The organism is Mumia spirodelae (assembly GCF_050632745.1).
Classification (GTDB): Bacteria; Actinomycetota; Actinomycetes; order Propionibacteriales; family Nocardioidaceae; genus Mumia.
Window position 1 is genome coordinate 21,798 of the sequence record NZ_JBODSD010000002.1, and the last position, 21,629, is coordinate 43,426.

Below are 21,629 nucleotides of genomic sequence, written 5' to 3' on the forward strand. Positions count from 1 at the left end.
CAGTGTCGGCATGGCCGTCCTCACGCCCTCCGCCGTCGTCACGCTGGTCAACGAGTGGGGCTCGGCGCCGCGGGCCGAGGCAGGCGAGTCCGACCAGCCCTTCCCGGACCTCGCGACCGTGGGCTGGCCCGGAGCGGAGGACTCCGACCTCGTCCGCGTCGCCGACCTCCTGCATCCCGTGTTCGCCGCCGCCTCACCGCAGGACCGCGTTCGCCACCTCGACGCGCTGCTCGTGCGCGCCGGCGTGACCGTGCGGATCGGCCTCGTCGACGACCGGGTCGCGGAGGAGTGGGTCCCGGCCCGCGCTGCGGACGGGCTGCTGGTGGACGCCCTGCACACCATCCGTGACATCCTCGGGGAGCGGGGAGCCGGCGCGATCGGCACCTGCGACGGCCAGGCGTGCGTCGACGTCTGGATCGACCGCCCTCGCGGCCGCCCGCGCCGCTACTGCTCGGGCACCTGCTCGGGACGTGCGCGCGTCGCCGCCTACCGGAGACGACAGAGAGGAACGGCATGAACGACCTCCCGGACCCGGTGTGGCCCGTGGTCGTGCTCGCCGTGATCCAGCTCGCCGACGCGGTGTTCTGCCTCAAGCCGCTGCCGTTCGTGCGCGAGTGCCTGACCGACGTCCGGTTCCCCCGTCGGTGGTGGCCGGTGCTGACCCCGCTCAAGCTCGCGGCGGCGGCGGGTCTGGTCGCCGGGATCTGGGTCCCGTACCTGGGCCTCGTGACCACGCTCGCGCTCGTCGCCTACTTCGTCGCGGCGATCGCCGCGCACCTGCGTGCCCGCGACCTCGGGCGCAACCTCTTCGTCAACGCGACCGGCATGCTCGTGATCTGCGTCGGCGTGGCCTGGTGGTCGTTCGCATGAGGCGGTGGGCATGAGGTACGCCGTGCAGGTCGACGTCGAGGCGCCGGCGGACGTGCTGTGGACCGTGGTCGCGGAGCCGACCGGGTGGCCGTTGATCTCCGACAGCTTCATCAAGGTGACGCCGGAAACGGCGGACGGGCTCGTCGTCGGCCAGCGCTACCTCGTCAAGCAGCCCTCGATCCGCGCCATGCGCTGGACGGTGACGGAGGTCGAGCCCGGCGCCGCGTTCACCTGGCGCTCGTCGGTGCTGGGCGTCCGGACCGAGGCGAGCCACCGTGTGGTGCCGACCGGAGGTGGCGCTCAGCTCCACCTCGAGATGGTGCAGTCCGGTCCGCTGGCGCGGGCGGTCGCGTCGATGGGGGGCGCGCACTACCGAGCGCTCGTCGACCGGGAGGCCGCGACGCTCGCCGGCGCCGCCGAGCACCGCGCCCGCTGAGTCCGACCATCGGCTCGTCCTGCCGCCTCGCACTAGCGTGGGCGGCATGCTCATGCGCTCGACGGCGAGCACCGACCCGCTCCTCGGATCGCGGCTCCACATCGCGATCAAGGCCGCGCTCGCCGCTGCTCTCGCCTGGCAGATCGGCAACCTGCTCCCGAGCCCGATGGGGGACTACGCCTACTACGCGCCGATGGGCGCCGTCCTCGCCGTGCACCCGAGCGTCGCCGGGTCGTTGCGGGGATCGCTGCAGCTCTTCGTCGCGCTCCTGGTCGGAGCCGCGGTCGGAGCGACGTTCCACCTGCTGCCGCTCCCCGGCTGGGCGGGGATCGGGCTGCTCGTCCTGATCGCGGTGATCCTCGCCGGCTGGGACCGCCTCGGCGCCGAGCGGAGCTGGGTGATCACCGCGGCGCTGTTCACCTACATCCTCGGCAACCTCGACACGTCCGACTTCGTGCTGGGCCTGGTCGGGCAGGTCTCGCTCGGCGCTGTCGTCGGCCTCGCGCTGACGCTCCTCCTGCCGCCGATCCCCGCACGCGTGGCGCGCCGACGGCTCGACGCCGTGTCCACCGAGGTGGCCGAGCAACTCGAAGGCATGGCGGTCGTGCTGCGCGGGCAGACCGACGATCCCGCGTCGGCCTGGCTCGAGGTGGCGCGCGAGGTGCTGCCGGACGCGCTGCGCCTGCGCGAGAGCTACTCCGACCTCGACGACGCCCTGCGCGGCAACCTGCGGGCCGGCCGCTGGCGGGAGCTGGTCGGGCGGCGTCGCTCCGAGGCGGACGTGATCGAGCGTGTCGCGGCCCTGGTCGAGAACCTGACGTACATGCTCGGCGAGGTGCAGGAGTCGCCGCGGCCGTGGCTGCGGATCGGCGGCGACGCGGCGCAGACCGTGGCCGACGTGCTCGACGAGCTCGCCTCCGTCGTACGGCGCCTGGTCGGCGACGAGCCGCTGCAGGCGCGCGACACCGAGCCGCTCGTGCAGGGCGTCGAGCGCCTGTCCGCACTCGTCAGGGAGACGGTCGGCTTGGGGGAGGAGTCGTTCCCCGGCGCGGCCGTCGTGGTGAGCCTGCGCCGGATCCTCGGGGTGCTTCCGATGCCCGAGTCCGACGCGATCGCTCCGCCGATCACGCCGTTGCGCGACCCGTCCTGGCCGCCGCGGGTCGGACGACGCCGGCGTCGCTGACCGTCAGCCGTCGAGCTCGGGGGGAGTGCGTCGCTTCGCGCGCTTGGTGAACTCGTCCATGAAGACGCGCCGGATGGTCGCGCTGTCCAGGGCGCCGGCCACGGTCTGGAGGTCGCCGGCCGTGAGCCGCTCGCACACGCGGGTCCACGCGTGCCCGACGGCGTACGTCAGGGTGCCGGCCACGGCGGCGTTGATCGACCCGCCGACGATCGTGCCGGCACCGGGGATGAGCTTGAGGAGGCTGGTCACCGCGCTGCGGCCGGCCACCGTCGCGGCCGCGGTCGCGGCGAGCGAGGCGGCGGTGGAGCGCTCGAGGCTGAGACCGTACGTGTTGGCGATCGACGCCATCATCGTGATCTGGAGCGGGACCAGCACGGCCGCGTCCGAGAACGGGATCGGGCTCGCGCCCGCGGTGCCGGCGGCGCTGGTCGCCAGCTTGATCGCGTCGCCGGCGCGCTTGCGCTTGCGGGCGAGGTCGATGCGCTGCGCGGCCGTGATCGCATGGGCTACCCCGTCCGGGGCGCAGCGAAAGGTGGCATCGAGGAGCTCCTGCAGCCCGTGGGCCTCGAGCCGGGCGAACGGGTCGGCGGCGGCCATCGTGGGGTACACGTGCCCGCGGTGGATCGGCAGCTCCAAGGCCTCGATCCGGCTGGCGAGCTCGAGCGCGTCAGGATGGACGGCGTCGTCGATCCGCGGCACCTGGGTCATGACCAGCAGCACGGGGACGCCGAGTCGCGCGAGCTCACGGACGAAGTCGGCCTCGGTGTCCTCGAAGCGACGGTCGCCCGCCCGGACGCAGAACCACGCGACGTGGACCTGCTCCGCGAGCGGGCGACGCCGCATCCGCGTCACGTGGTCGGCGACCTCCGCGATGATCGCGTCGTTGTCGACGCCGACCTCGAGCCCCCGCGTGTCCAGGACGCCGAGCGTCCCGCTGGTGTGGAGGTAGAGGTGCTCCTCGCGCGTGACCGGCTCGCCGATGCCGGTCGCGGCGATCTCGTCCCCGAAGATGGCGTTGACCAGGGTGCTCTTGCCGACGCCCGTCTTGCCGAAGATCGCGAGGTTGAAGCGGCCGAGCTTGCGCTGCTCGTTCTCCCACGCGTTGCGGAAGGTGTCGGCGAACCAGCTCTCAGTCGGTGAGTCGGGCACGGGACAAGGGTGCCAGAGCGACGGTCGCGTCGCCGGGGGTCGGCCGCACGCGTCGTACGCCGGAGCGTCCGCCGAGCCCGAGTGCCAGACCGCCGGCCACCACGGCGACGCCGACCCACACGAACGCGCCAGGCACGTCGCCGGTCACGAACACGCCGATCCCGGCCGCGGCGACGGGAGCGACCCCGGTGAGCAGGCCGGCCGACGCCGCGCCGACACGGGCGACCGTCGCGTACCAGAGGACGAACGCGACCGCGGTCACGAGCACCGCGAGGTAGGCGACCGCGGCCCATGCGACCGGCGAGAGCCGGACCACGGCGGTCGGGCCCTCAAGGGCCAGGGCGAGGACTGCGAACAGCACTGTCCCCACGACGACGGAGTGCACGGACACGCCCCAGGCGCCGAGCCGCGGGAGGAGCGGGACGGCCAGGAGCGTGAACGCGGCCTCGCAGGCCAGCGCCACCGTCGCCCACATGACGCCGACCGCGTCGGTCCGGCCGACCCCTTGGACGAGGACGCTGCCGAGCGTGACGACGGTCGCGGCGACGAGGAGGCGGCGTGTGGGGGAGCGGCCTTCGAGCAGCGGACCGACGAGCCCGAGGACGACGGGCACGGACGCGACCGCGACCGCGATCGCCGCAGGCTCGGCGTGGCCGGCCCCGCGGACGAGGGCGACGTTGAAGAGCACGAGGCCCGTGCCCGCGAGCGCGATCAGAAGCAGCCACTCCCTGCCGCGCGGCATCGGGACGTGACGTCGCAGGAGGCGTGCCGCGCCCAGGAGCACGGCGGCCGCAGCGGCGTACCGGACGGCCTGGGCCGTCATCAGCGGTGCGTCGACGAGGAGATGGGAGACCGCGACGCCGCCGCCGACGAGTGCCATGCCGGCGGCTCCGGGAAGGTACGAGCCGAGGGAGGAGGAAGGACGGTTCTCGGTGTGCATGTCTCCACGGTTGCCCCAGAATGGCCTGGTGGACAGTGCCAATCATGCTGGTGGGGAGAGGTCCAATCGGGCGCTGACTCCCGGGACGGACTTCCTCGCCCTCTGGCTCGGCGACGCACCGCGCGGAGGGCGGACGGCGTGGCTCGTCACCCGTGTGCGGGACGCGATCACCGACGGCGTCCTCGCGGTCGGGTCGCACCTGCCCCCGAGCCGGACCCTCGCGGCGGACCTCGGCCTCTCGCGCGGCGTGGTGACGGAGGCGTACCAGCGCCTCGCGGACGAGGGGCACGTGGAGGGCAGGGGACGCGGCGGGACGGTCGTCGTCGCCCGGCCCGTGCGCGCCCCCGCACGCGACGCCCCGGCTCCCGCCGCCGCGGCACCGGGCGCCGACCACGACGACGTCTTCGGCGACCTTGCCGCGGACGACGTGGTCGACCGTCTCCGAGCCGCGCCGGCGCGCATCGACCTCTCGCCCGGCGTGCCGGACCTGACCGCGTTCCCCCGCGCGGCGTGGCTGCGCGCCGAGCGGGAGGTGCTCGACGGCAGGTCCGCGGCAGACCTCGGCTACGGCGACCCGCGAGGCGCGCTCGCCCTGCGTGTCGCGGTCGCGCACTGGCTGGCGCGCAACCGCGGGATCCTCGTCGATCCCGACGGCGTGCTGGTCGTCGCCGGAGCCGCCCAGGCGTTCTTCCTGCTCTCCCACCTGCTGCGCGAGCGGGGCACGAGTCGGATCGGCATGGAGGACCCCGGCTCGTTCGGCGCTCGCCAGCAGCTGCGCCGTCAGGGGATGGACGTGGTCCCCGTGCCGGTGGACGCCGACGGGCTGCGGGTCGACGCGCTGCGGTCGAGCGGCGTGCGCGCGGTGATGACCACGCCCGCGCACCAGTTCCCGACCGGCGTCGTCCTGGGCGGCGCCCGGCGACGCGAGCTGGGTGCGTGGGTCGCCGAGGGGGGCATCGTCTTGGAGGACGACTACGACGCCGAGCACCGGTACGACCGCGCGCCCGTCCCCGCGCTGCGCGCGACCCTGGGGGAGGGGGTCGCCTACACGGGGAGCGTCTCCAAGCTGCTCGCGCCCGCGCTGCGGACCGGATGGCTCGTCGCACCGGCAGGCCTCCAGCAACCGCTGCTGCGCCTCAAGCGCGACGTCGACCTCGGCAACCCGGTCCTTCCGCAGCTCGTGCTCGCCGAGCTCATGGAGTCCGGCGCGATGGAGCGCCACCTGCGCGCGCTGCGGGCTCGTCACCGCCGACGCCGCGACGCGATGGTGGCAGCGCTGTCGGCGCGGTTGCCCGAGGCGACCGTGCACGGCGCCGCCGCCGGGCTCCACCTCGTCGTCACGCTGCCCGACGGGGTGGACGACTGGGCGGTGGCGGCCGCCGCGCTCGAGCGAGGCGTCAAGGTGCACCCGCTCGCGCTGCACCGCCAGGTCCCCGGCGCACCCGGCCTCGTGCTCGGCTACGCCGCCAACGGCCCGGGCGTCCTGGCCGACGGGATCGACGTCGTCGCGGACGTCGTCCGAGGGGCGCTGGACAAAACATGAGGGGAACCTCGGATACTGGGGGTGTGCACTCCCCATCGCAGACCGAGATCGCGTTCCCGGCCACCGACGGGCGCCGGCCGTCGACCCCGACCGTGCGCGGCATCCTCGCCGACGCCACCCGCGACGTCGACCCGCAGCTCGCCGCCGACGTCGAGGCCGCGGACTCCTGGCGCACCGACTACGTGCCGCTCGTCGGGCGTACGACCGCCGCGTCCGCGGAGTCCTCAAAGGCCGCGCTCGCCCTCGCGTACGGCGGGATCTCCTCGATGCGGGCACGCATGGTCGCTGCCACCCCGGCGGGCGACGTCCCGCTGGAGGAGTGGGAGCCGGACCCGTCCGGAGCGCCGCTGAGGACCGAGGTCGTCCACGGCACCTCCGCACCCGTGCGGGAGCTCACGGTCCCGTACGGCGGTACGACGCTGCGGGGCGACAGCCTGCGCGCGCAGCTGCGGCGCTGGCGCGACGCCGGGATCGTGGAGGAGTCGTTCGTCACCGCGATCGAGCAGGTGATCGACCACCCGGAGTGGCTCTCCGTGCCGGGGCGCCGGGTCGTGCTGCTCGGTGCCGCCGCCGAGATGAGCCCCTTGGGGCCGCTGACCTCGTGGGGTGCCGACGTCCTCGCCGTCGACGTGCCGTCGTCACGGGTCTGGGACCGTGTCCGCACGCTCGCCGAGAGCGGCGCGGGGACGACCGCGTACCCCGTGGCGCCGGACGGTGAGCCGGGTGCCGACCTGGTCAGCCGGACCGCCGACGTCCTGGGCTGGCTGCGGGAGGAGTCCGCGGGCAAGGGACTCGTCGTCGGCATGTACGCCTACGCCGACGGAGGCGCCCACGTCGCCGTCACCGCGGCCGCGGACGTCATCGCGACCCGCCTCACCGCCGACGCTCCGGACACCGCGATCGCCTACCTCGCCACGCCGACGGACGCCTTCGTCGTCCCCAGCGAGGTGGTCGACGCCGGCACCCGGGCCTACCGCGAGCGGGGCTCCGTCCGGTGGCTCCAGGCACCGCTGCGTGCGGCCAGCCGTGGGCGGCTGTTCACGCCCAACTACTCGACGGTGCTCGCCGACGGCACAGGGGTCGCCGACATCCTGGTCCCGCAGCAGGGCCCCAACTACGCGATGGCCAAGCGGATCCAGCGGTGGCGGGGGATCGTCGCCGAGGACGGCGGCCAGCGGGTGTCCTTCAACGTCGCGCCGGCGACCTGGACCCGGTCGGTCACCAAGAACCGGCTGCTCGCGGCGGCGTACGGGGGAGCACGGCACTTCGGCGTCGAGATCTTCGACCCGGCGACGACGCGGGCGCTGATGGCCGCGCTCCTCGTGCACGACCTGCACGGCCCCGTCGTGCTGCACGAGCACCCCGAGCAGCTGTTCGCCGACGGTGCGGCGCACGGCGGCCTGTGGCGCGTCGGCTACGAGCCGCGCTCGGCGCTCGGGGTGGCGGCGGTCGGCGGTCTCCCATCCATGCTCCGCAAGGGCTGAGCCGCCCGGTCTCGGGCCTCGGCGCGGCGCGACGCGTGCCCTCCGGTTCGCGTACGGTAGCGGCGTGAGCGATCAGTGGTCCGGCCCGCCGTCGAACGAGGGCCCGCAGCCTCCCTACGGCCAGCAGCCGCCGCAGGGACAACCTCCTCAAGGTCAGCCCCCGTACGGGCAGGGGCAGCCGCCGTACGGGCAACAGCCCCCGTACGGCCAGGGTCAGCCGCCCTACCAGCAGGGTCAGCCGCCGTACCAGCAGGGCCAGCCTCCCTACGCGCAGGGCCAGCCCGGCTACGGGCAGCAGCCGCCGTACGCGCAGGGCCAGCAGCCGCCGTACGGGCAGCAGGGCTACTACGGTCAGCAGCCGCAGTACATCCCCCCGAACGCTCCCCAGGGCGACAAGAAGGGCTCGGGCAAGCTGATCGCGATCATCGGCGGCGGCGTCGCGGCGCTCGTGATCCTCGCCGTCGCCGGCTTCGCGCTGCTGAGCGGCAACGACGGCGGTGGCGCGTCGTCGCCCGAGGACGCGGCGCAGTCCTTCATCGACGCCCTCCAGGACCGCGACTGCGATGCGCTCGTCGACGTCACGACCGACGACTTCCGCGACGGCCAGGGCGCCGCCGAGTGCAAGGAGTCGCTGGAGAAGGCGGGCGGCAGCGACGGCGGGATGCTCAAGGCGCTCGGCGACGCGGAGTTCGAGATCAAGGACACCAAGGAGGACGGCGACGAGGCGACCGTGACCGTCTCGCTCACGATCGCCGGCACCTCCGTCGACCAGCAGATCGAGCTGGAGAAGCAGGGCGGCGGCTGGAAGGTCGACGACTTCGGTGCGACGGACACGCCGGACATGCCGAACCTCGACGACCTCCCGAGCATCGAGGTCCCCGACCTCGACGCCACCCCGTGACGTCAGGCAGGTCGCACGACACCGCGTCGCGCGACCTGCAACGTCCCCCCACCCAGGGCGGCCCCGCACCACACTGAGGGCGTGAACGCGCCGCGCAACGAGTCCTCCGGCATCGTGCTGCTGACGCTCGCGTCCGGCCAGTTCCTGATGACGCTCGACAGCTCCGTCATGAACGTGTCGATCGCGCAGGTCGCCTCCGACCTCGGGACGACGGTCACCGGCATCCAGACCGCCATCACGCTCTACACGCTCGTGATGGCGGCGACGATGATCACCGGCGGCAAGATCGGGAGCATGATCGGCCGGCGCCGGGCGTTCGCGATCGGCTGCGTCGTCTACGGCCTCGGCTCGTTCACGACCTCGATCGCGCCGAACCTCGCCGTCCTGCTCCTCGGGTGGTCCCTCCTCGAGGGGCTCGGCGCGGCCCTGATCATGCCGGCGATCGTCGCGCTGGTCGCCGCGAACTTCGCGCCCGACCAACGACCACGCGCGTACGGGCTGGTCGCGTCGGCGGGTGCGATCGCGGTCGCGGCCGGCCCGCTGATCGGTGGCGCGGTGACGACCTACCTCACCTGGAGGCTGGTGTTCGCCGGCGAGGTCGTCGTCGTGATCGGGATCCTGCTGCTCGCCCGGCGCATGCACGACGAACGTCCGACCGGACGTACCTCGCTGGACGGCACCGGGGCGGTGCTCTCGGCACTCGGACTGGCTCTCGTCGTGTTCGGGGTCCTCCGCTCGGGCGTGTGGGGGTGGGTGCGCCCGAACGAGGGCGGCCCCTCGATCGTGGGCCTGTCGCCGACGGTCTGGTGCATCGTCGCGGGGCTGGTGGTCCTCCGCCTCTTCATGGCCTGGGAGGAGCACGTGGCGGCCGCCGGCCGCGAGCCCCTGGTGGACACGACGATGCTGCGCAACAAGCAGCTCGTCGGCGGACTGACGATGTTCTTCTTCCAGTTCCTGGTGCAGGCGGGTCTCTTCTTCACCATCCCGCTCTTCCTGTCGGTCGCGCTCGGGCTGAGCGCGGTCGAGACCGGCGTCCGGCTCCTCCCGCTGTCCGTCACGCTGCTCGCGGCAGCGGTCGGCGTGCCGCGGCTCTGGCCGACGGCCTCGCCGCGCAGGGTCGTGGAGTGGGGCCTGGTGGCGCTGCTCGGCGGGATCGTCACGCTCGTCCTCGCCCTCGACGTCGGGACCGGCCCGGAGGTCGTGACACTGCCGCTGCTGCTGGCCGGTCTCGGCGTCGGAGCGCTCGCGTCGCAGCTCGGCGCGGTGACCGTGTCCGCACTCCCCGACGAGAAGAGCGCCGAGGTGGGGGGTCTGCAGAACACGGCGACGAACCTCGGCGCGTCCCTGGGCACGGCGCTGGCGGGATCCGTGTTGATCGGCGCGCTGACCGTGTCGTTCCTCGCCGGCGTCGAGGACAACCCTGCTGTCCCGGACGACGTCTCGGACTCGGCGCGGGTCGAGCTGGCCTCGGGGATCCCGTTCGTCTCCGACACCCAGCTCGCGGAGGCCCTCGACGAGGCGGGAGTGCCCCAGGCTCAGGCGGACGCGGCCGTCGACGAGAACACCGAGGCGAGGATCGCCGGTCTCCGCCTGAGCCTCGTCGTCCTCGCCCTGTTCGTGCTGCTCGCGCTGTTCCTCACCCGGCTGCTGCCGACCCACCCGGTCGCCGAGACCGAGCCCGAGCGCGCACCTCCGCCGACCTAGGCGACCGGTCGGCTGCGTGCCTGTCGTACCGCCGCCTCGGCTCCCTCGCGCCACACGTGACCGTGGCCGGGGAGCACCGTGCGGGCCTGCGTCGCCGCGATCGCGTCGAGCGATCGCACGGCGAGGCCCGCGTCGTACGTGCCCCCGCGCGCGACGATCCGCGGACCTGTCCGCCCCGTGTACGGGTCGAGCGTCACGAGCGCGTCGCCGGTGAGCACCGCGTCGCGGTCGGGCAGGACGATCACGACGTGCCCGTCCGTGTGCCCCGGGGTGGGGACGATCCTGACGGCGTCGGCGAAGGGCGGGTCCTCGTCGTAGGTCTTCGGCGTGGTCACGCCTCGTACCCACAGAGCCCCGGCTCCGACCATCGAGGCCAGGTGGGGGACCGAGCGGGGGTGGCTCAGGGGGTAGGAGATGCGGGGATGCCCCGGCTCGTACTGGTACGGGTGCTCGGCGATCCGTCGGTCGTCACGGTGGACCCAGATCTGCGCCCCGGTCTTCTCCAGCCGTCGGGCCACCCCGAGGTGGTCGAAGTGGCCGTGGGTCAGGAGGACGTCCCGCACGTCGTCCGTGGTGCGGCCGAGGACGCGCAGCAGACTCTCCAGGTCCGGCCAGAACGCGGGCAGACCAGCGTCGACCAGGAGCAGCCGGTCGTCGGCCTCCACGAGGTAGCAGGCGGTCGAGGCGTGCGCGAGACGGTGCACGCCCGGCACGACGTCGAGGGTGTGCATCGCCGGGCCTCTCCGGGAGCGACGGTCACCCCCTCGTCGGAGGGATACCCAGAACGGACGGCTCTGCTACGTCGCCGCGGCCACCGGCACGCGGTCGTAGGCTGCGGGAGTGATCGGCAGACGGCACCACCTCGTGATCGACGCCCCGGACCCGCAGGCCAGCGCCGCGTTCTGGTCGGAGGTGCTCGGTGACCCGGTCACCTTCGACGACGGCGACTTCGTCGTGGTGTCCGCCGACCAGCAGACGTCGGGCATGGCGTTCCAGCGAGCGCCGGACCTCACCTCCGCGACCTGGCCCGATCCCCGTGTCCCGCAGCAGATGCACCTCGACGTGATGGTCGACGACGTGGCGACGGCCCGCGTCGCGGTGGAGCGGCTCGGCGCGAGACCGCTCGGCGGCGACGTGTACGCCGATCCTGCCGGGCACCCGTTCTGCCTCATCCCCAGGCCGTCGTGGGCGCCGCCGGTCGCTGGAGCCTGAGTCAGTCCTCCTCGTCCCAGCCGGCGACGGTGTGCACCGGGATCCCGTACGACTTCCACAGGGCGATCACGGACGGGTTGTCGTCGTAGGCCGCCACCACGTCGTACCGGCGTCGGATCAGCGCGAGGATGTCGGTCTTCACGGCGACGTCCGATCGCTGGTCGTGCTCGTCCCGGGTGAACAGGCCGTCCGACGGGATGTCGTGCAGCGCGAGCCAGAAGCCCGTCGGTCGGGCCCAGCGCGCGGCGCGACCTGTCACGACCAGCACCGCGTGGCCGTCGCGGCTCGCCCGGCGCGCAGCCTCCGCGACCTCGGCGTTCGGCGGGCAGGCGAGCGACGCGGCGTGGAACGCGTCGAAGTTGCGCCGAGGCCCGCGTACGTGGTGCCGCACCGTGCTCACGTCGCAGAGGGTTCCGTCGACGTCGAAGATGACGGCGGTCGGTCTCGGCATGGAGGTGAGGCTAGCGGTCGGGCGCAAAGTCGCGGGCGTGGTCGCGGGGGCTCTGGCAGGCTGAGAATCCCGACGGTTCGATCAGCGGGACCTCCCGCGCAGACTGGAGGACGGCATGGCGGCGACGGCGGACGTGCTGGTGGTCTTCGGGATCACCGGGGACCTGGCGCGGGTGATGACCTTCCGATCGCTCTACCGGCTGGAGAGACGAGGTCTCCTCGACTGTCCGGTCGTGGGCGTCGCGGTGGACGACTGGACGCTCGAGCAGCTGGAGACCCGTGCGCGCGACTCCATCGTCGCGACCGGCGAGACGCTCGACGAGGAGGTGTTCGCCCGGTTCATCGGGCGGTTGAGCTACGTCCAGGGCGACTTCGGCGACGCGGCCACGTTCTCAGGGGTCGGTGAGGCGATCGCCGGCACCAGCAACCCGGTCTTCTACCTGGAGATCCCGCCCTTCCTCTTCGGCACGGTCGTGAAGGGCCTGGCCGGTGCCGGACTCACCAAGTCCGCTCGCGTCGTGGTGGAGAAGCCGTTCGGGCACGACCTGGAGTCAGCGAAGGCGCTGGCGGCCGAGCTCCACCAGTACATCGACGAGGAGCAGCTCTACCGGATCGACCACTACCTCGGAAAGATGGGGTACGAGGAGATCCTCTACCTCCGCTTCGCCAACACGGTGCTGCAGCCGCTGTGGAACCGCGGCTACGTCGAGTGCGTGGAGATCACGATGGCCGAGGCGTTCGGCGTCGACGACCGCGGCCACTTCTACGACCCGGTCGGGGCGCTGCGCGACGTCGTCGTCAACCACCTGATGCAGGTCGTGGCCGCGGCGGCGATGGAGCCGCCTTCGAGCAACGACCGCGACGCGCTGCGTGACGCGCAGGTCGCGCTGTTGCGCGCCGTGAAGCCTGCCGACCCGGCGCACTGCGTCCGCGGCCAGCACGAGGGCTACCAGGACGTCGACGGGGTGAGGCGGGGATCGACCACCGAGACGTACGTCGCGCTCCGCCTCGAGATCGACAACTGGCGCTGGGACGGCGTCCCGTTCTACATCCGGACGGGCAAGCGCCTGCCGGTGACCCAGACCGAGCTGCGGGTGGTCTTCCGAGAGCCGCAGCCCGTCCACCTCGGCCTCGAGCCAGGTGACGACCGCCTCCCGGTGCGCGACGAGTTCGTCGTCAAGCTCGACCCGTCGACGGGCGCGCGACTCGTGGTGGACGCCCACCGCGCCGACAGCGAGGGCCCGCAGGCCGTGACCCTCGACGTGGAGTTCGCCGACGAGGGCGGGGAGGCGCCGACGCCGTACGAGGTGCTCCTGCACGCCGCCCTGCTCGGCGACGCCAGCCGGTTCAAGCGGCAGGACGTGGTCGAGGAGTGCTGGCGGATCATGCAGCCGCTGCTCGACGACCCGCCGCCGGTGCACCCGTACGCACCGGGGACCTGGGGGCCGGCGATCGCGGCGACCCTCCCGGCCGACCACGGGGGATGGGAAGGGCCCTGGATCGTGGACCCGTCACACTGACCCGACGGGCTCCGTCGGCGCACCACCGAGTCGCCGACGGAAAACGACGTACGTGTACCCCTGGTAGACCAGCACCACCGGGAAGAACACCGCCGCGACCACCGTCATCACGGTGAGCGCATAGTCACCGGAGGCGGTGCCGTCGACCGTGAGGCTGTACGACGCGCTGGTCGTCGACACCAGGACCTCGGGGTAGAGGCTGGTGAAGAGCGACGCCACCGTCGTCGCCATCGCCACGGCGCTCGCGGTGAAGGCCAGGCCGTCCCTGCCTCGCCGCAGGGCGACGAGGGTGGCCGCGAGCGCGACGACGGAGACCGCGCACACGACGTACGTCGCCACGCCGGCGTCGGCGATCAGGCTCAGCCACACGACGTAGACCGCGACGACGGCGAGCGCCGCCAGTCCGATGCGTCCGGCGAACGCGCGGGCGCGCTCGGACAACCCGCCCGCGATGCGCAGCGTGAGGAAGACGGCGCCGTGCAGGAGGCACAGCACCAGGAGGGTGACGCCGGTCCAGACGCCGAACCCCGTGAAGAGGTCCCAGAAGCTGCCCGTGAACTCCTCGTCCTTGTCGACGGGCAGGCCTGCGACGAGGTCCCCGAGCGCGATCCCCAGCACGGTCGGGGCGACGACGCTGCCGAGGGTGAGGCACAGGCTCCACGACCACCGCCAGCGGTCGGAGAGCCCCTTGCCGCGCCACTCGAACGAGAGGCCCCGCACGATCAGCGCCAGCAGCACGAGCACGACGGCGAGGTACGCGGCGGACAGCCAGGTCGCGTACCAGCCGGGGAACGCGGCGAAGATCGCGGCGCCGCCGACGACCAGCCAGACCTCGTTGCCGTCCCAGAACGGCCCGACCGTGCTGATCGCCGTCCGCCGCTCCGACTCCGAGCGCCCGACCACCGAGTGCAGCGCACCGACTCCGAAGTCGAAGCCCTCGAGGACGAAGAACCCCGTCCAGAACACGGCCACGACGACGAACCACAGATCGGCGAGGCTCACCGGGTCCCCCTCAGTAGGTCAGCGCGGTCAGACCGCGGTCGGCGTCGGCGCCGTCCTCGACCTCGTCGTCGAGATCGAGCTCGCGCCGCCCGTAGCGCATGATCAGGACGACGTCGAGGACGGTCAGCACCAGGTAGACGAGCAGGAAGGCGCTCAGGCTGAGGACCAGCTCGGTCGTGGACAACGAGCCGGAGACCCCGTCCGCGGTCTTCATCAGCCCTTGGACGAGCCACGGCTGCCGACCGTTCTCCGTCAGCAACCAGCCGGCCGTGTTCATGACGAACGGCAGGACCACCGCCCACGTGGCGAGGAACAGGAACACCCGCGAGCTCGGCAGCCTGCGCCGGTGGGCGAGCCACGCCCCCCACAGGGACAGCAGCACGACGAGGGTCCCCGCGTAGGCCATCACGCGCATCGACCAGTACTGGACGAACACGTTCGGCACGTAGTCGCCCGAGCCGTACTTCGCCTCGTCCTGCTGCTGGAGCTCGTTCAGCCCGATCACCTCGCCGTCCCAGGTGCCGGTCGCGAGGATCGACAGGAGGTGGGGGACCTCGATGATCTTGGTCGGCTCCTCGTCGTTCGCGCCGCCGCCGATCTGGAACAGGGAGAACGAGCACGGCTGGCAGGTCTCCCACTGCGCCTCGGCAGCGGCGATCTTCATCGGCTGGTACGTCGCCTCGACCACGCCCAGGTGGCTCCCGACCGCGAGCTGGACGATCGACAACGGCGCCAGGACGACGAGCGAGAGCACCGCGGAGGTCGTGAAAACCTCCCGTCCTCTGCGCAGCTGCCACGCCGAGATCGCGAGCATCACCATCGCGCCCGTGACCAGCGAGGCCAGGACCACGTGGAGGTACCCCCAGACGAAGACGGGGTTGGTGAACAGGTCGCCGATCGACGACAGCTGCGGCCGACCGGTCTCGGCGTCGGTCGTGTAACCCACCGGGCGCTGCATCCACGAGTTGGCGGCCATGATGAACACCGCCGACAGGATGGCCCCGAAGAACACCAGCCAGATCGACAGCAGGTGGACGCGTCGCGGCAGGATCTTCCACCCGAAGACCCACAGGCCGAGGAAGGTCGACTCGAGGAAGAACGCCGCAAGGCCCTCCATCGCCAGCGGAGCGCCGAACACGTCGCCGACGAACCGCGAGTACGCCGACCAGCTCATCCCGAACTGGAACTCCTGGACGAGACCGGTGACGACGCCGACCGCGATGTTGATGAGCAGCAGCGTGCCGAAGAAGCGCGTCAGCCGCTCGTGCCGGACGTCTCCGCTGCGGTGCCAGCGCGTGTGGAGGAGCGCCACGAGGAAGGCCAGACCGATCGTCACCGGGACGAAGAAGAAGTGGACGATGCTGGTCATCGCGAACTGGACGCGCGCAAGGTCGAGTACGTCCACGGCGCTGCTCCTCTCCGCAATCCCCTTCCCAGGGCACCACCGCCTCTGGGGAGGGACATCACCCCACTTGGGTGATGCCTCGCGAACGCGCGCGGTGCGACCTTGACGGAGTCCCCGCACTTGCCCGAGGTCTGTCCTGCCCCGTGACCACGTGAAGGAGGTCGGGACCGTGAGCCTGTCGTCGTCACCCTTCCCGCCGATCGCCGACTACGCCTTCCTGTCCAACTGCCACACGGGCGCGCTCGTCGCTCCCGACGGGTCGGTCGACTGGATGTGCCTCCCGGCCTTCGACGCTCCGAGCCTGTTCGGCAACCTCCTCGACCGCGGCGCCGGCTCGTTCCGCTTCGGGCCGTACGGGATCAACGTGCCCACGCAGCGGTCGTACGTCCCGGGCACGAACGTCCTCACGACCACCTGGCACACGCCGACCGGCTGGTTGCTGGTGCACGACGCGCTGACGATGGGGTCGGGCCTCGGTCCGGACACGGTGACCCCGCACACCCGGCCCCCTGCCGACGACGACGCCGAGCACGTCCTCGTCCGACTGGTCGAGTGCCTCGAGGGCACGGTCAGGGTCGAGCTGGTCTGCGAGCCGGCGTTCGACTACGGGCGCGCGCCGGCGTCGTGGACGATGGTCGGCGCGGACGGGCACGCCGCCGACGCGACCGGGGCGGGCCAGACGTTCCGGCTGAGCTCGGACATGGCGATCGGCATCGAGGGCAGCTCCGCGCGGGCCCGCCACCAGCTCGCCAAGGGCGAGCGGGCATTCTGCGCGATGTCGTGGGCCGACGGCTTCGCCGGACCCGCGGACGTCGACGACGCGGCGGATCGGGTACTGCGTACCGTCCAGTTCTGGCGCACCTGGCTCGCCGGCGCGCGTGTGCCGGACCACCCGCTGCGCCATCCCATCGAGCGGTCGGCCCTCACGATCAAGGGCCTGACCTACATGCCGACCGGGGCGACCGTCGCCGCACTCACCACCTCGCTGCCGGAGACGCCGGGCGGCGAGCGCAACTGGGACTACCGCTACACCTGGATGCGCGACGCCACCTTCACCCTCCAGGCGCTGCACCAGCTGAACCTGGACTGGGAGGCGGACGAGTTCATGCAGTTCATCGCCGACCTCGAGCCGAACCCGGACGGCGGTCTGCAGATCATGTACGGCATCGACGGCCGGCGCGACCTCACGGAGTCGACCCGCGACGAGCTCACCGGGTACGAGGGCGCGAAGCCGGTCCGGATCGGCAACGGGGCCTTCGACCAGCGCCAGAACGACGTGTACGGCGCCGTCCTCGACTCGCTCCTCCTGCACACGGTGCGCAGCAAGCGGCTCCCGTACCGCCTGTGGCCGCTGGTCCAGTCCCAGGCGGAGCGGGCGATGGCGGTCTGGCGGGAGCCTGACCAGGGCATCTGGGAGGCCCGCGGTGCGCCGCAGCACTACGTGTCGTCGAAGCTGATGGGCTGGGTCGCGCTGGACCGCGCCGCCAAGCTCGCGGGCATCCGCGACGACCTGACGCTGCAGAAGACGTGGAGCGACGCCGCGGAGGAGATCCGGACCGACATCCTGACGCACGGGGTCAGCGACCGGGGTGTCCTCCGCCAGCACTACGACACCGACGCCCTGGACGCCTCGACGCTCCTCGCCGCGATCTTCGGGTTCCTGCCGGGCACCGACGAGCGGATGAAGGCCACGGTCGACGCCATCGCCACCGAGCTGACGGAGAACGGCTTCGTGCTGCGCTACGTCACCGGGGAGACCGACGACGGGCTGTCCGGCAAGGAGGGGACGTTCCTGATCTGCTCGTTCTGGCTGGTCTCGGCGTTCGCGGTCGTCGGAGAGATGAAGCAGGCCACCGACCTCATGGAGCGGCTGCTGCGCATCGCGTCGCCGCTCGGCCTGTACGCCGAGGAGTTCGAGGTCGACCGCGCTCGCCACCTCGGCAACTTCCCTCAGGCGTTCTCGCACCTCGCCCTGATCGAGGCCTCGGCCCGGATCATCATGGCCGACCGCCGCGAGGAGATGTCGTTGTGACCTCCGAGCGGGTGCTCGTGCTCGGCGGCGGCCTCGCCGGCGTCGCCTGCGCCCTCCAGCTGGCCGACGAGGGCGTCCCCGTGACGCTGGTGGACCGCAACGACTACCACCAGTTCCAGCCGCTGCTCTACCAGGTGGCGAGCTCGCAGCTGCCCGCCGAGGACATCGCCCGACCGCACCGGACCATCTTCAAGGAGACGGAGGGTGTCGAGGTCGTCACCGAGCGCGTCGCCGCGGCCGACCTCGCCGGCAGGATGCTCACCCTGGCCGACGGTCGCCGTCTCGAGGGCTCCCATCTCGTGATGGCGGCCGGCAGCCGCCCGAACTTCTTCCACGTCCCGGGTGCCGCCGAGCACACGTTCCCGCTCTACTCCGTGGCAGACGCCGAACGCCTTCGGCTGCACCTGCAGGGACTGCTCCAGGGTGCGCTGGACGGCACGGCGGCACCGGAGCCCGGGGCGCTCGACGTGGTCGTCGTCGGCGGGGGACCGACCGGCGTGGAGACCACCGGGGCGCTGTCGGAGCTGATGCGCGCGCTCCACGCCACCGGGCGCCTGGCCGAGCCCGGCCGGATCACGCTGGTCGACCGTGGCGACGCCCTGCTCGGTCCGTTCTCCGACAAGGCCCACGGCTACGCGCACGACCGGCTGACCAAGGTCGGGGCCGACATCCGCCTCGGCGTCGGAGTCGCGGCGGTCCACGCGGACCGGGTGGACCTCGACGACGGCACCTCCCTCCCGACGCGGACCGTCGTCTGGGGCGGCGGCGAGTCCGGGGCAGCCGTCGCGGAGGGGGCCGGACCGACGCTCGGCCGGGGAGGTCGGATCGACGTGCTGCCGGACCTCTCCATCCCGGACCACCCGGGCACGTACGCCGTCGGCGACGTCGCGAACATCCCCGGCGGTCCCGACGGCGCCGTCCTTCCCCAGCTGGGCTCGGTCGCGCAGCAGTCGGGGGCCTGGGCGGCCCGGAACGTCGTCCACGACCTGCGCGGGGAGCCGACGGAGCCCTTCGTCTACAAGGACAAGGGGATCATGGCGATGATCGGGCGCAACGCCGCCGTCGCCGAGGTCGGCAAGCACCGCCACGAGATGGAGGGCCCCCTGGCCTTCGCCGCGTGGCTCGGCGTCCACGCGATGCTGCTCAGCGGCGTGCACAGCAAGACCGACGCGTTCCTGACCTGGGCGTGGGACTACTTCGACCGCGACCACGCCGCCGTCGTCGAGGCCACCACGTCTCCGGAACGCCTCGCCTGGGCCGACCACGGCGACGACATCCCTCACATCTCGCTGGACCGGACCGCGGCCCGCGACGCAGGAAACCCTGCCACTCCCTGAGGAGGACGGTCATGTCCGACGAGTACGACGTCGTCATCGTGGGCTCGGGCGCCGGGGGAGGCACGCTGGCCCACCGGCTGGCGCCCTCGGGCAAGCGGATCCTGATTCTCGAACGCGGGGACTGGTTGCCCCGTGAGCCCGACAACTGGGACGCCACGGCGGTCTTCGTCGACAACCGGTACGTCTCGCACGACACCTGGTACGACGAGCGGGGCCGCGCGTTCCAGCCGCAGATCCACTACTTCGTCGGCGGCGCGACGAAGTTCTACGGGGCGGCGCTCTATCGCCTGCGCGAGCGCGACTTCGGCGAGCTCACCCACCACGGGGGGATGTCGCCGGCGTGGCCGGTCGGCTACGACGTCTTCGAGCCGTACTACACGCAGGCGGAGCAGCTCTACCAGGTGCACGGCAACCGCGGCGAGGACCCGACCGAGCCGCCTGCCTCGGCGCCGTACCCGTTCCCGGCCGTCTCGCACGAGCCACGGATCCAGCAGCTCTTCGACGACATGGTCCGTGTCGACCTGCACCCGTTCCACTCACCGAACGGCATCATGCTCGACGAGGCGAACCCCGCCTTCAGCCGGTGCATCCGGTGCGGGACGTGCGACGGCTTCGCGTGCCTGGTGCACGCCAAGTCGGACGCCGACGTGATCGCCGTCCGTCCCGCGATCGAGCACGACAACGTCACGCTCGTCCGCAACGCGCACGTGCGACGCCTCGAGACGGACCCGTCAGGGCGTACCGTCACGACCGTCGTCGCCGACGTCGACGGCGAGGAGCAACGGTTCACGGGATCGGTCGTGGTGCTGTCCGCCGGCGCCGCGAACTCCGCGAAGCTGCTGCTGTCGAGCGCGAACGACGCGCACCCGAACGGCCTCGCGAACGGCTCCGACCAGGTCGGACGGAACTACATGTTCCACAACAGCCGGGCCTTCCTCGCCGTGTCGGTGGAGAAGAACGACACGCGCTTCCAGAAGACCCTCGGGCTCAACGACTACTACTTCGGCGACGACGAGTTCGCGTACCCGATGGGCAACGTGCAGATGGTCGGCAAGTCCTCGGCGCCGATGTACCGGGGCGAGAAGCCGCTCGAGACACGCCTCGCCCCGACCTTCGCCCTCGAGGAGGTCGCCGAGCACGCGGTCGACTTCTGGCTCTCGGTGGAGGACCTGCCCGATCCGGCGAACCGCGTGACGCTGGCCGACGACGGCAACATCACGCTCACCTACACGCCGAACAACCGCGAGCCGCTCGACCAGCTCTACCACCGGGTGACGAAGCACCTCGGCCATCTCGGCATGCACCCGCACCACCTGGTCCCGCGCGACGTCTACATGAAGAACGACGTCCCGGTCGCGGGATGCGCGCACCAGGCGGGGACCACCCGCTTCGGCACGGACCCCGCGACCTCGGTGCTGGACACCGACTGCAGGGCGCACGAGGTCGACAACCTGTACGTCGTCGACACGAGCTTCTTCCCCAGCATCGGTGCCGTGAACCCCGCGCTCACCGCGATGGCGAACGCGCTCCGCGTCGGCGACCACCTGCTGGCACGGCTCGCGTGAGCGGGGACCACGGTCGTACGCCGCCGTCGGGGGAGCAGTACGAGATCAGCCACGGCACCAGCGAGGCCACCGTCACCCAAGTGGGGGCGACGCTGCGTCGCCTGCGGTTCGCCGGCCGCAGCGCGATCGACGGCTTCGGGGTCGACGAACGCGCCTCCGACGGGCGCGGGCAGGTGCTGGCTCCGTGGCCCAACCGGCTCACCGACGGGAAGTACACGTTCGGCAGGCGCGAGTGCCAGGCACCGCTGAACGAGCTCAGCCGTCACGACGCGATCCACGGGCTCGTCCGATGGCTCGACTGGACCTGCGTCGAGCACACCGCGTCGTCGGTCACGCTGCGCTGCACCGTCCGTCCGCAGCCCGGGTACGAATGGCACCTCGACCTGGAGATCACGTACGCGCTGGACGCAGCGGGACTGCGGGTGACGCTCGACGCGCGGAACGCCGACGTCGAGGCCGCACCCTTCGGTGTCGGCTTCCACCCCTACCTGACGTTGGGGCGGCGCCCGATCGACGGTCTCATGCTCACCGTCCCGGCGACCGCCGACGCCTCGTGGGACCACGACTTCCGGACCCCGCGCCACCTCGGGTCCACCCGGCTCGACAACGCCTTCGGGTCCCTCGTGCGCGGCGCTGACGGTTGCGCGGTCGCCCGCCTGGAGGACCCGGCCAACGGTGCGGCCGTGGAGCTGTGGGTCGACGGGGCGTTCCGCTACCTGATGGTCTACACCGCGGACGCGGTCGCGAGGCCCGAGCGGCACCGCATGGCCGTCGCCGTCGAGCCCATGACGTGCCCGCCGGAGGCCCTCCGGACCGGCATCGACCTCGTCACGCTGGAGCCGGGCGCGACCTGGCAGGGCTCGTGGGGCATCCGCGACGCGTCGACCCGCTAGGGT

Annotated in this window: 20 protein-coding genes; 14 read left to right on the forward strand and 6 right to left on the reverse strand. The window is 72.3% G+C overall.

The window, feature by feature from the left end; genetic code table 11:
* Positions 1-10 precede the first annotated feature (10 nt).
* Genes ACQSSQ_RS09440 through ACQSSQ_RS09455 form a run of 4 tightly spaced genes read left to right on the forward strand, consistent with a single transcriptional unit; the run spans position 11 to position 2,489 of the window.
* Complete coding sequence (locus tag ACQSSQ_RS09440) at positions 11-517, forward strand: CGNR zinc finger domain-containing protein (RefSeq protein WP_431326817.1); 507 nt, start codon at positions 11-13, stop codon at positions 515-517.
* Positions 514-870 carry a DoxX family protein gene (locus ACQSSQ_RS09445; RefSeq protein ID WP_431326818.1) on the forward strand — a complete coding sequence of 119 codons (357 nt, stop codon included), beginning with the start codon at positions 514-516 and terminating at the stop codon, positions 868-870. Before ACQSSQ_RS09440 ends, ACQSSQ_RS09445 begins: the two co-directional genes overlap by 4 nt.
* 10 nt (positions 871-880) lie before the next feature.
* A complete protein-coding gene (locus ACQSSQ_RS09450) occupies positions 881-1,306 on the forward strand; it encodes an SRPBCC family protein (protein ID WP_431326819.1) in 426 nt (141 codons plus the stop codon).
* Between the two features lie 46 nt (positions 1,307-1,352).
* Positions 1,353-2,489: an FUSC family protein gene (locus ACQSSQ_RS09455; RefSeq protein WP_431326820.1), complete on the forward strand. Its 1,137-nt coding sequence runs from the start codon at positions 1,353-1,355 to the stop codon at positions 2,487-2,489.
* A 3-nt stretch (positions 2,490-2,492) separates the two neighbouring features.
* Here ACQSSQ_RS09455 and ACQSSQ_RS09460 read toward each other — a convergent pair whose 3' ends face one another.
* Entirely contained in the window at positions 2,493-3,638 is a 1,146-nt protein-coding gene (locus ACQSSQ_RS09460) for a GTPase family protein (protein ID WP_431326821.1), read from the reverse strand.
* Positions 3,619-4,578, reverse strand: coding sequence for a DMT family transporter (locus ACQSSQ_RS09465; protein ID WP_431326822.1), 960 nt, complete (start codon positions 4,576-4,578; stop codon positions 3,619-3,621). Before ACQSSQ_RS09465 ends, ACQSSQ_RS09460 begins: the two co-directional genes overlap by 20 nt.
* Before the next feature lie 28 nt (positions 4,579-4,606).
* Between ACQSSQ_RS09465 and pdxR the strand changes: the two genes are divergently transcribed.
* From pdxR to ACQSSQ_RS09485, 4 genes are all read left to right on the forward strand, one after another.
* Positions 4,607-6,121, forward strand: a complete 1,515-nt coding sequence (pdxR, locus tag ACQSSQ_RS09470; RefSeq protein ID WP_431326823.1) for a MocR-like pyridoxine biosynthesis transcription factor PdxR — start codon at positions 4,607-4,609, stop codon at positions 6,119-6,121.
* A 23-nt stretch (positions 6,122-6,144) separates the two neighbouring features.
* The gene (locus ACQSSQ_RS09475) at positions 6,145-7,605 is read left to right on the forward strand and encodes a hypothetical protein (protein ID WP_431326824.1); all 1,461 of its coding nucleotides are present in this window, start codon (positions 6,145-6,147) and stop codon (positions 7,603-7,605) included.
* A 64-nt stretch (positions 7,606-7,669) separates the two neighbouring features.
* Positions 7,670-8,506 carry an Rv0361 family membrane protein gene (locus ACQSSQ_RS09480; RefSeq protein ID WP_431326825.1) on the forward strand — a complete coding sequence of 279 codons (837 nt, stop codon included), beginning with the start codon at positions 7,670-7,672 and terminating at the stop codon, positions 8,504-8,506.
* Positions 8,507-8,587: 81 nt separating this feature from the next.
* On the forward strand, positions 8,588-10,210 hold the full coding sequence (locus tag ACQSSQ_RS09485) for an MFS transporter (protein WP_431326826.1): 1,623 nt from the start codon (positions 8,588-8,590) through the stop codon (positions 10,208-10,210).
* Here ACQSSQ_RS09485 and ACQSSQ_RS09490 read toward each other — a convergent pair.
* The gene (locus ACQSSQ_RS09490; RefSeq protein ID WP_431326827.1) at positions 10,207-10,941 is read right to left on the reverse strand and encodes an MBL fold metallo-hydrolase; all 735 of its coding nucleotides are present in this window, start codon (positions 10,939-10,941) and stop codon (positions 10,207-10,209) included. The genes ACQSSQ_RS09485 and ACQSSQ_RS09490 overlap by 4 nt on opposite strands.
* A 109-nt stretch (positions 10,942-11,050) precedes the next feature.
* On the opposite strand from ACQSSQ_RS09490, the gene ACQSSQ_RS09495 reads away from it, so the two are divergent.
* Complete coding sequence (locus ACQSSQ_RS09495; RefSeq protein ID WP_431326828.1) at positions 11,051-11,422, forward strand: VOC family protein; 372 nt, start codon at positions 11,051-11,053, stop codon at positions 11,420-11,422.
* A gap of 1 nt (position 11,423) precedes the next feature.
* On the opposite strand, the gene ACQSSQ_RS09500 is transcribed toward ACQSSQ_RS09495, so the two are convergent.
* On the reverse strand, positions 11,424-11,873 hold the full coding sequence (locus ACQSSQ_RS09500; RefSeq protein WP_431326829.1) for a phosphatase domain-containing protein: 450 nt from the start codon (positions 11,871-11,873) through the stop codon (positions 11,424-11,426).
* 115 nt (positions 11,874-11,988) lie between these two features.
* On the opposite strand from ACQSSQ_RS09500, the gene zwf reads away from it, so the two are divergent.
* Positions 11,989-13,392 (forward strand): glucose-6-phosphate dehydrogenase, encoded by a 1,404-nt coding sequence (gene zwf / locus ACQSSQ_RS09505; protein ID WP_431326830.1) that lies wholly within the window; start codon positions 11,989-11,991, stop codon positions 13,390-13,392.
* On the opposite strand, the gene cydB is transcribed toward zwf, so the two are convergent.
* A complete protein-coding gene (gene cydB, locus ACQSSQ_RS09510) occupies positions 13,384-14,394 on the reverse strand; it encodes a cytochrome d ubiquinol oxidase subunit II (RefSeq protein ID WP_431326831.1) in 1,011 nt (336 codons plus the stop codon). The two genes, zwf and cydB, sit on opposite strands and share 9 nt — an antisense overlap.
* Before the next feature lie 10 nt (positions 14,395-14,404).
* Entirely contained in the window at positions 14,405-15,799 is a 1,395-nt protein-coding gene (locus tag ACQSSQ_RS09515; protein WP_431326832.1) for a cytochrome ubiquinol oxidase subunit I, read from the reverse strand.
* Between the two features lie 169 nt (positions 15,800-15,968).
* Between ACQSSQ_RS09515 and ACQSSQ_RS09520 the strand changes: the two genes are divergently transcribed.
* The 4 genes from ACQSSQ_RS09520 to ACQSSQ_RS09535 are packed head-to-tail and all read left to right on the forward strand — an operon-like array spanning position 15,969 to position 21,626.
* Positions 15,969-17,831 carry a glycoside hydrolase family 15 protein gene (locus ACQSSQ_RS09520; protein ID WP_431326833.1) on the forward strand — a complete coding sequence of 621 codons (1,863 nt, stop codon included), beginning with the start codon at positions 15,969-15,971 and terminating at the stop codon, positions 17,829-17,831.
* On the forward strand, positions 17,828-19,168 hold the full coding sequence (locus ACQSSQ_RS09525; protein ID WP_431326834.1) for an NAD(P)/FAD-dependent oxidoreductase: 1,341 nt from the start codon (positions 17,828-17,830) through the stop codon (positions 19,166-19,168). The genes ACQSSQ_RS09520 and ACQSSQ_RS09525 overlap by 4 nt, the downstream gene beginning before the upstream one ends.
* A gap of 11 nt (positions 19,169-19,179) precedes the next feature.
* On the forward strand, positions 19,180-20,733 hold the full coding sequence (locus tag ACQSSQ_RS09530) for a GMC family oxidoreductase (protein ID WP_431326835.1): 1,554 nt from the start codon (positions 19,180-19,182) through the stop codon (positions 20,731-20,733).
* Positions 20,730-21,626: an aldose 1-epimerase family protein gene (locus tag ACQSSQ_RS09535; RefSeq protein ID WP_431326836.1), complete on the forward strand. Its 897-nt coding sequence runs from the start codon at positions 20,730-20,732 to the stop codon at positions 21,624-21,626. The genes ACQSSQ_RS09530 and ACQSSQ_RS09535 overlap by 4 nt, the downstream gene beginning before the upstream one ends.
* Positions 21,627-21,629: the final 3 nt, after the last annotated feature.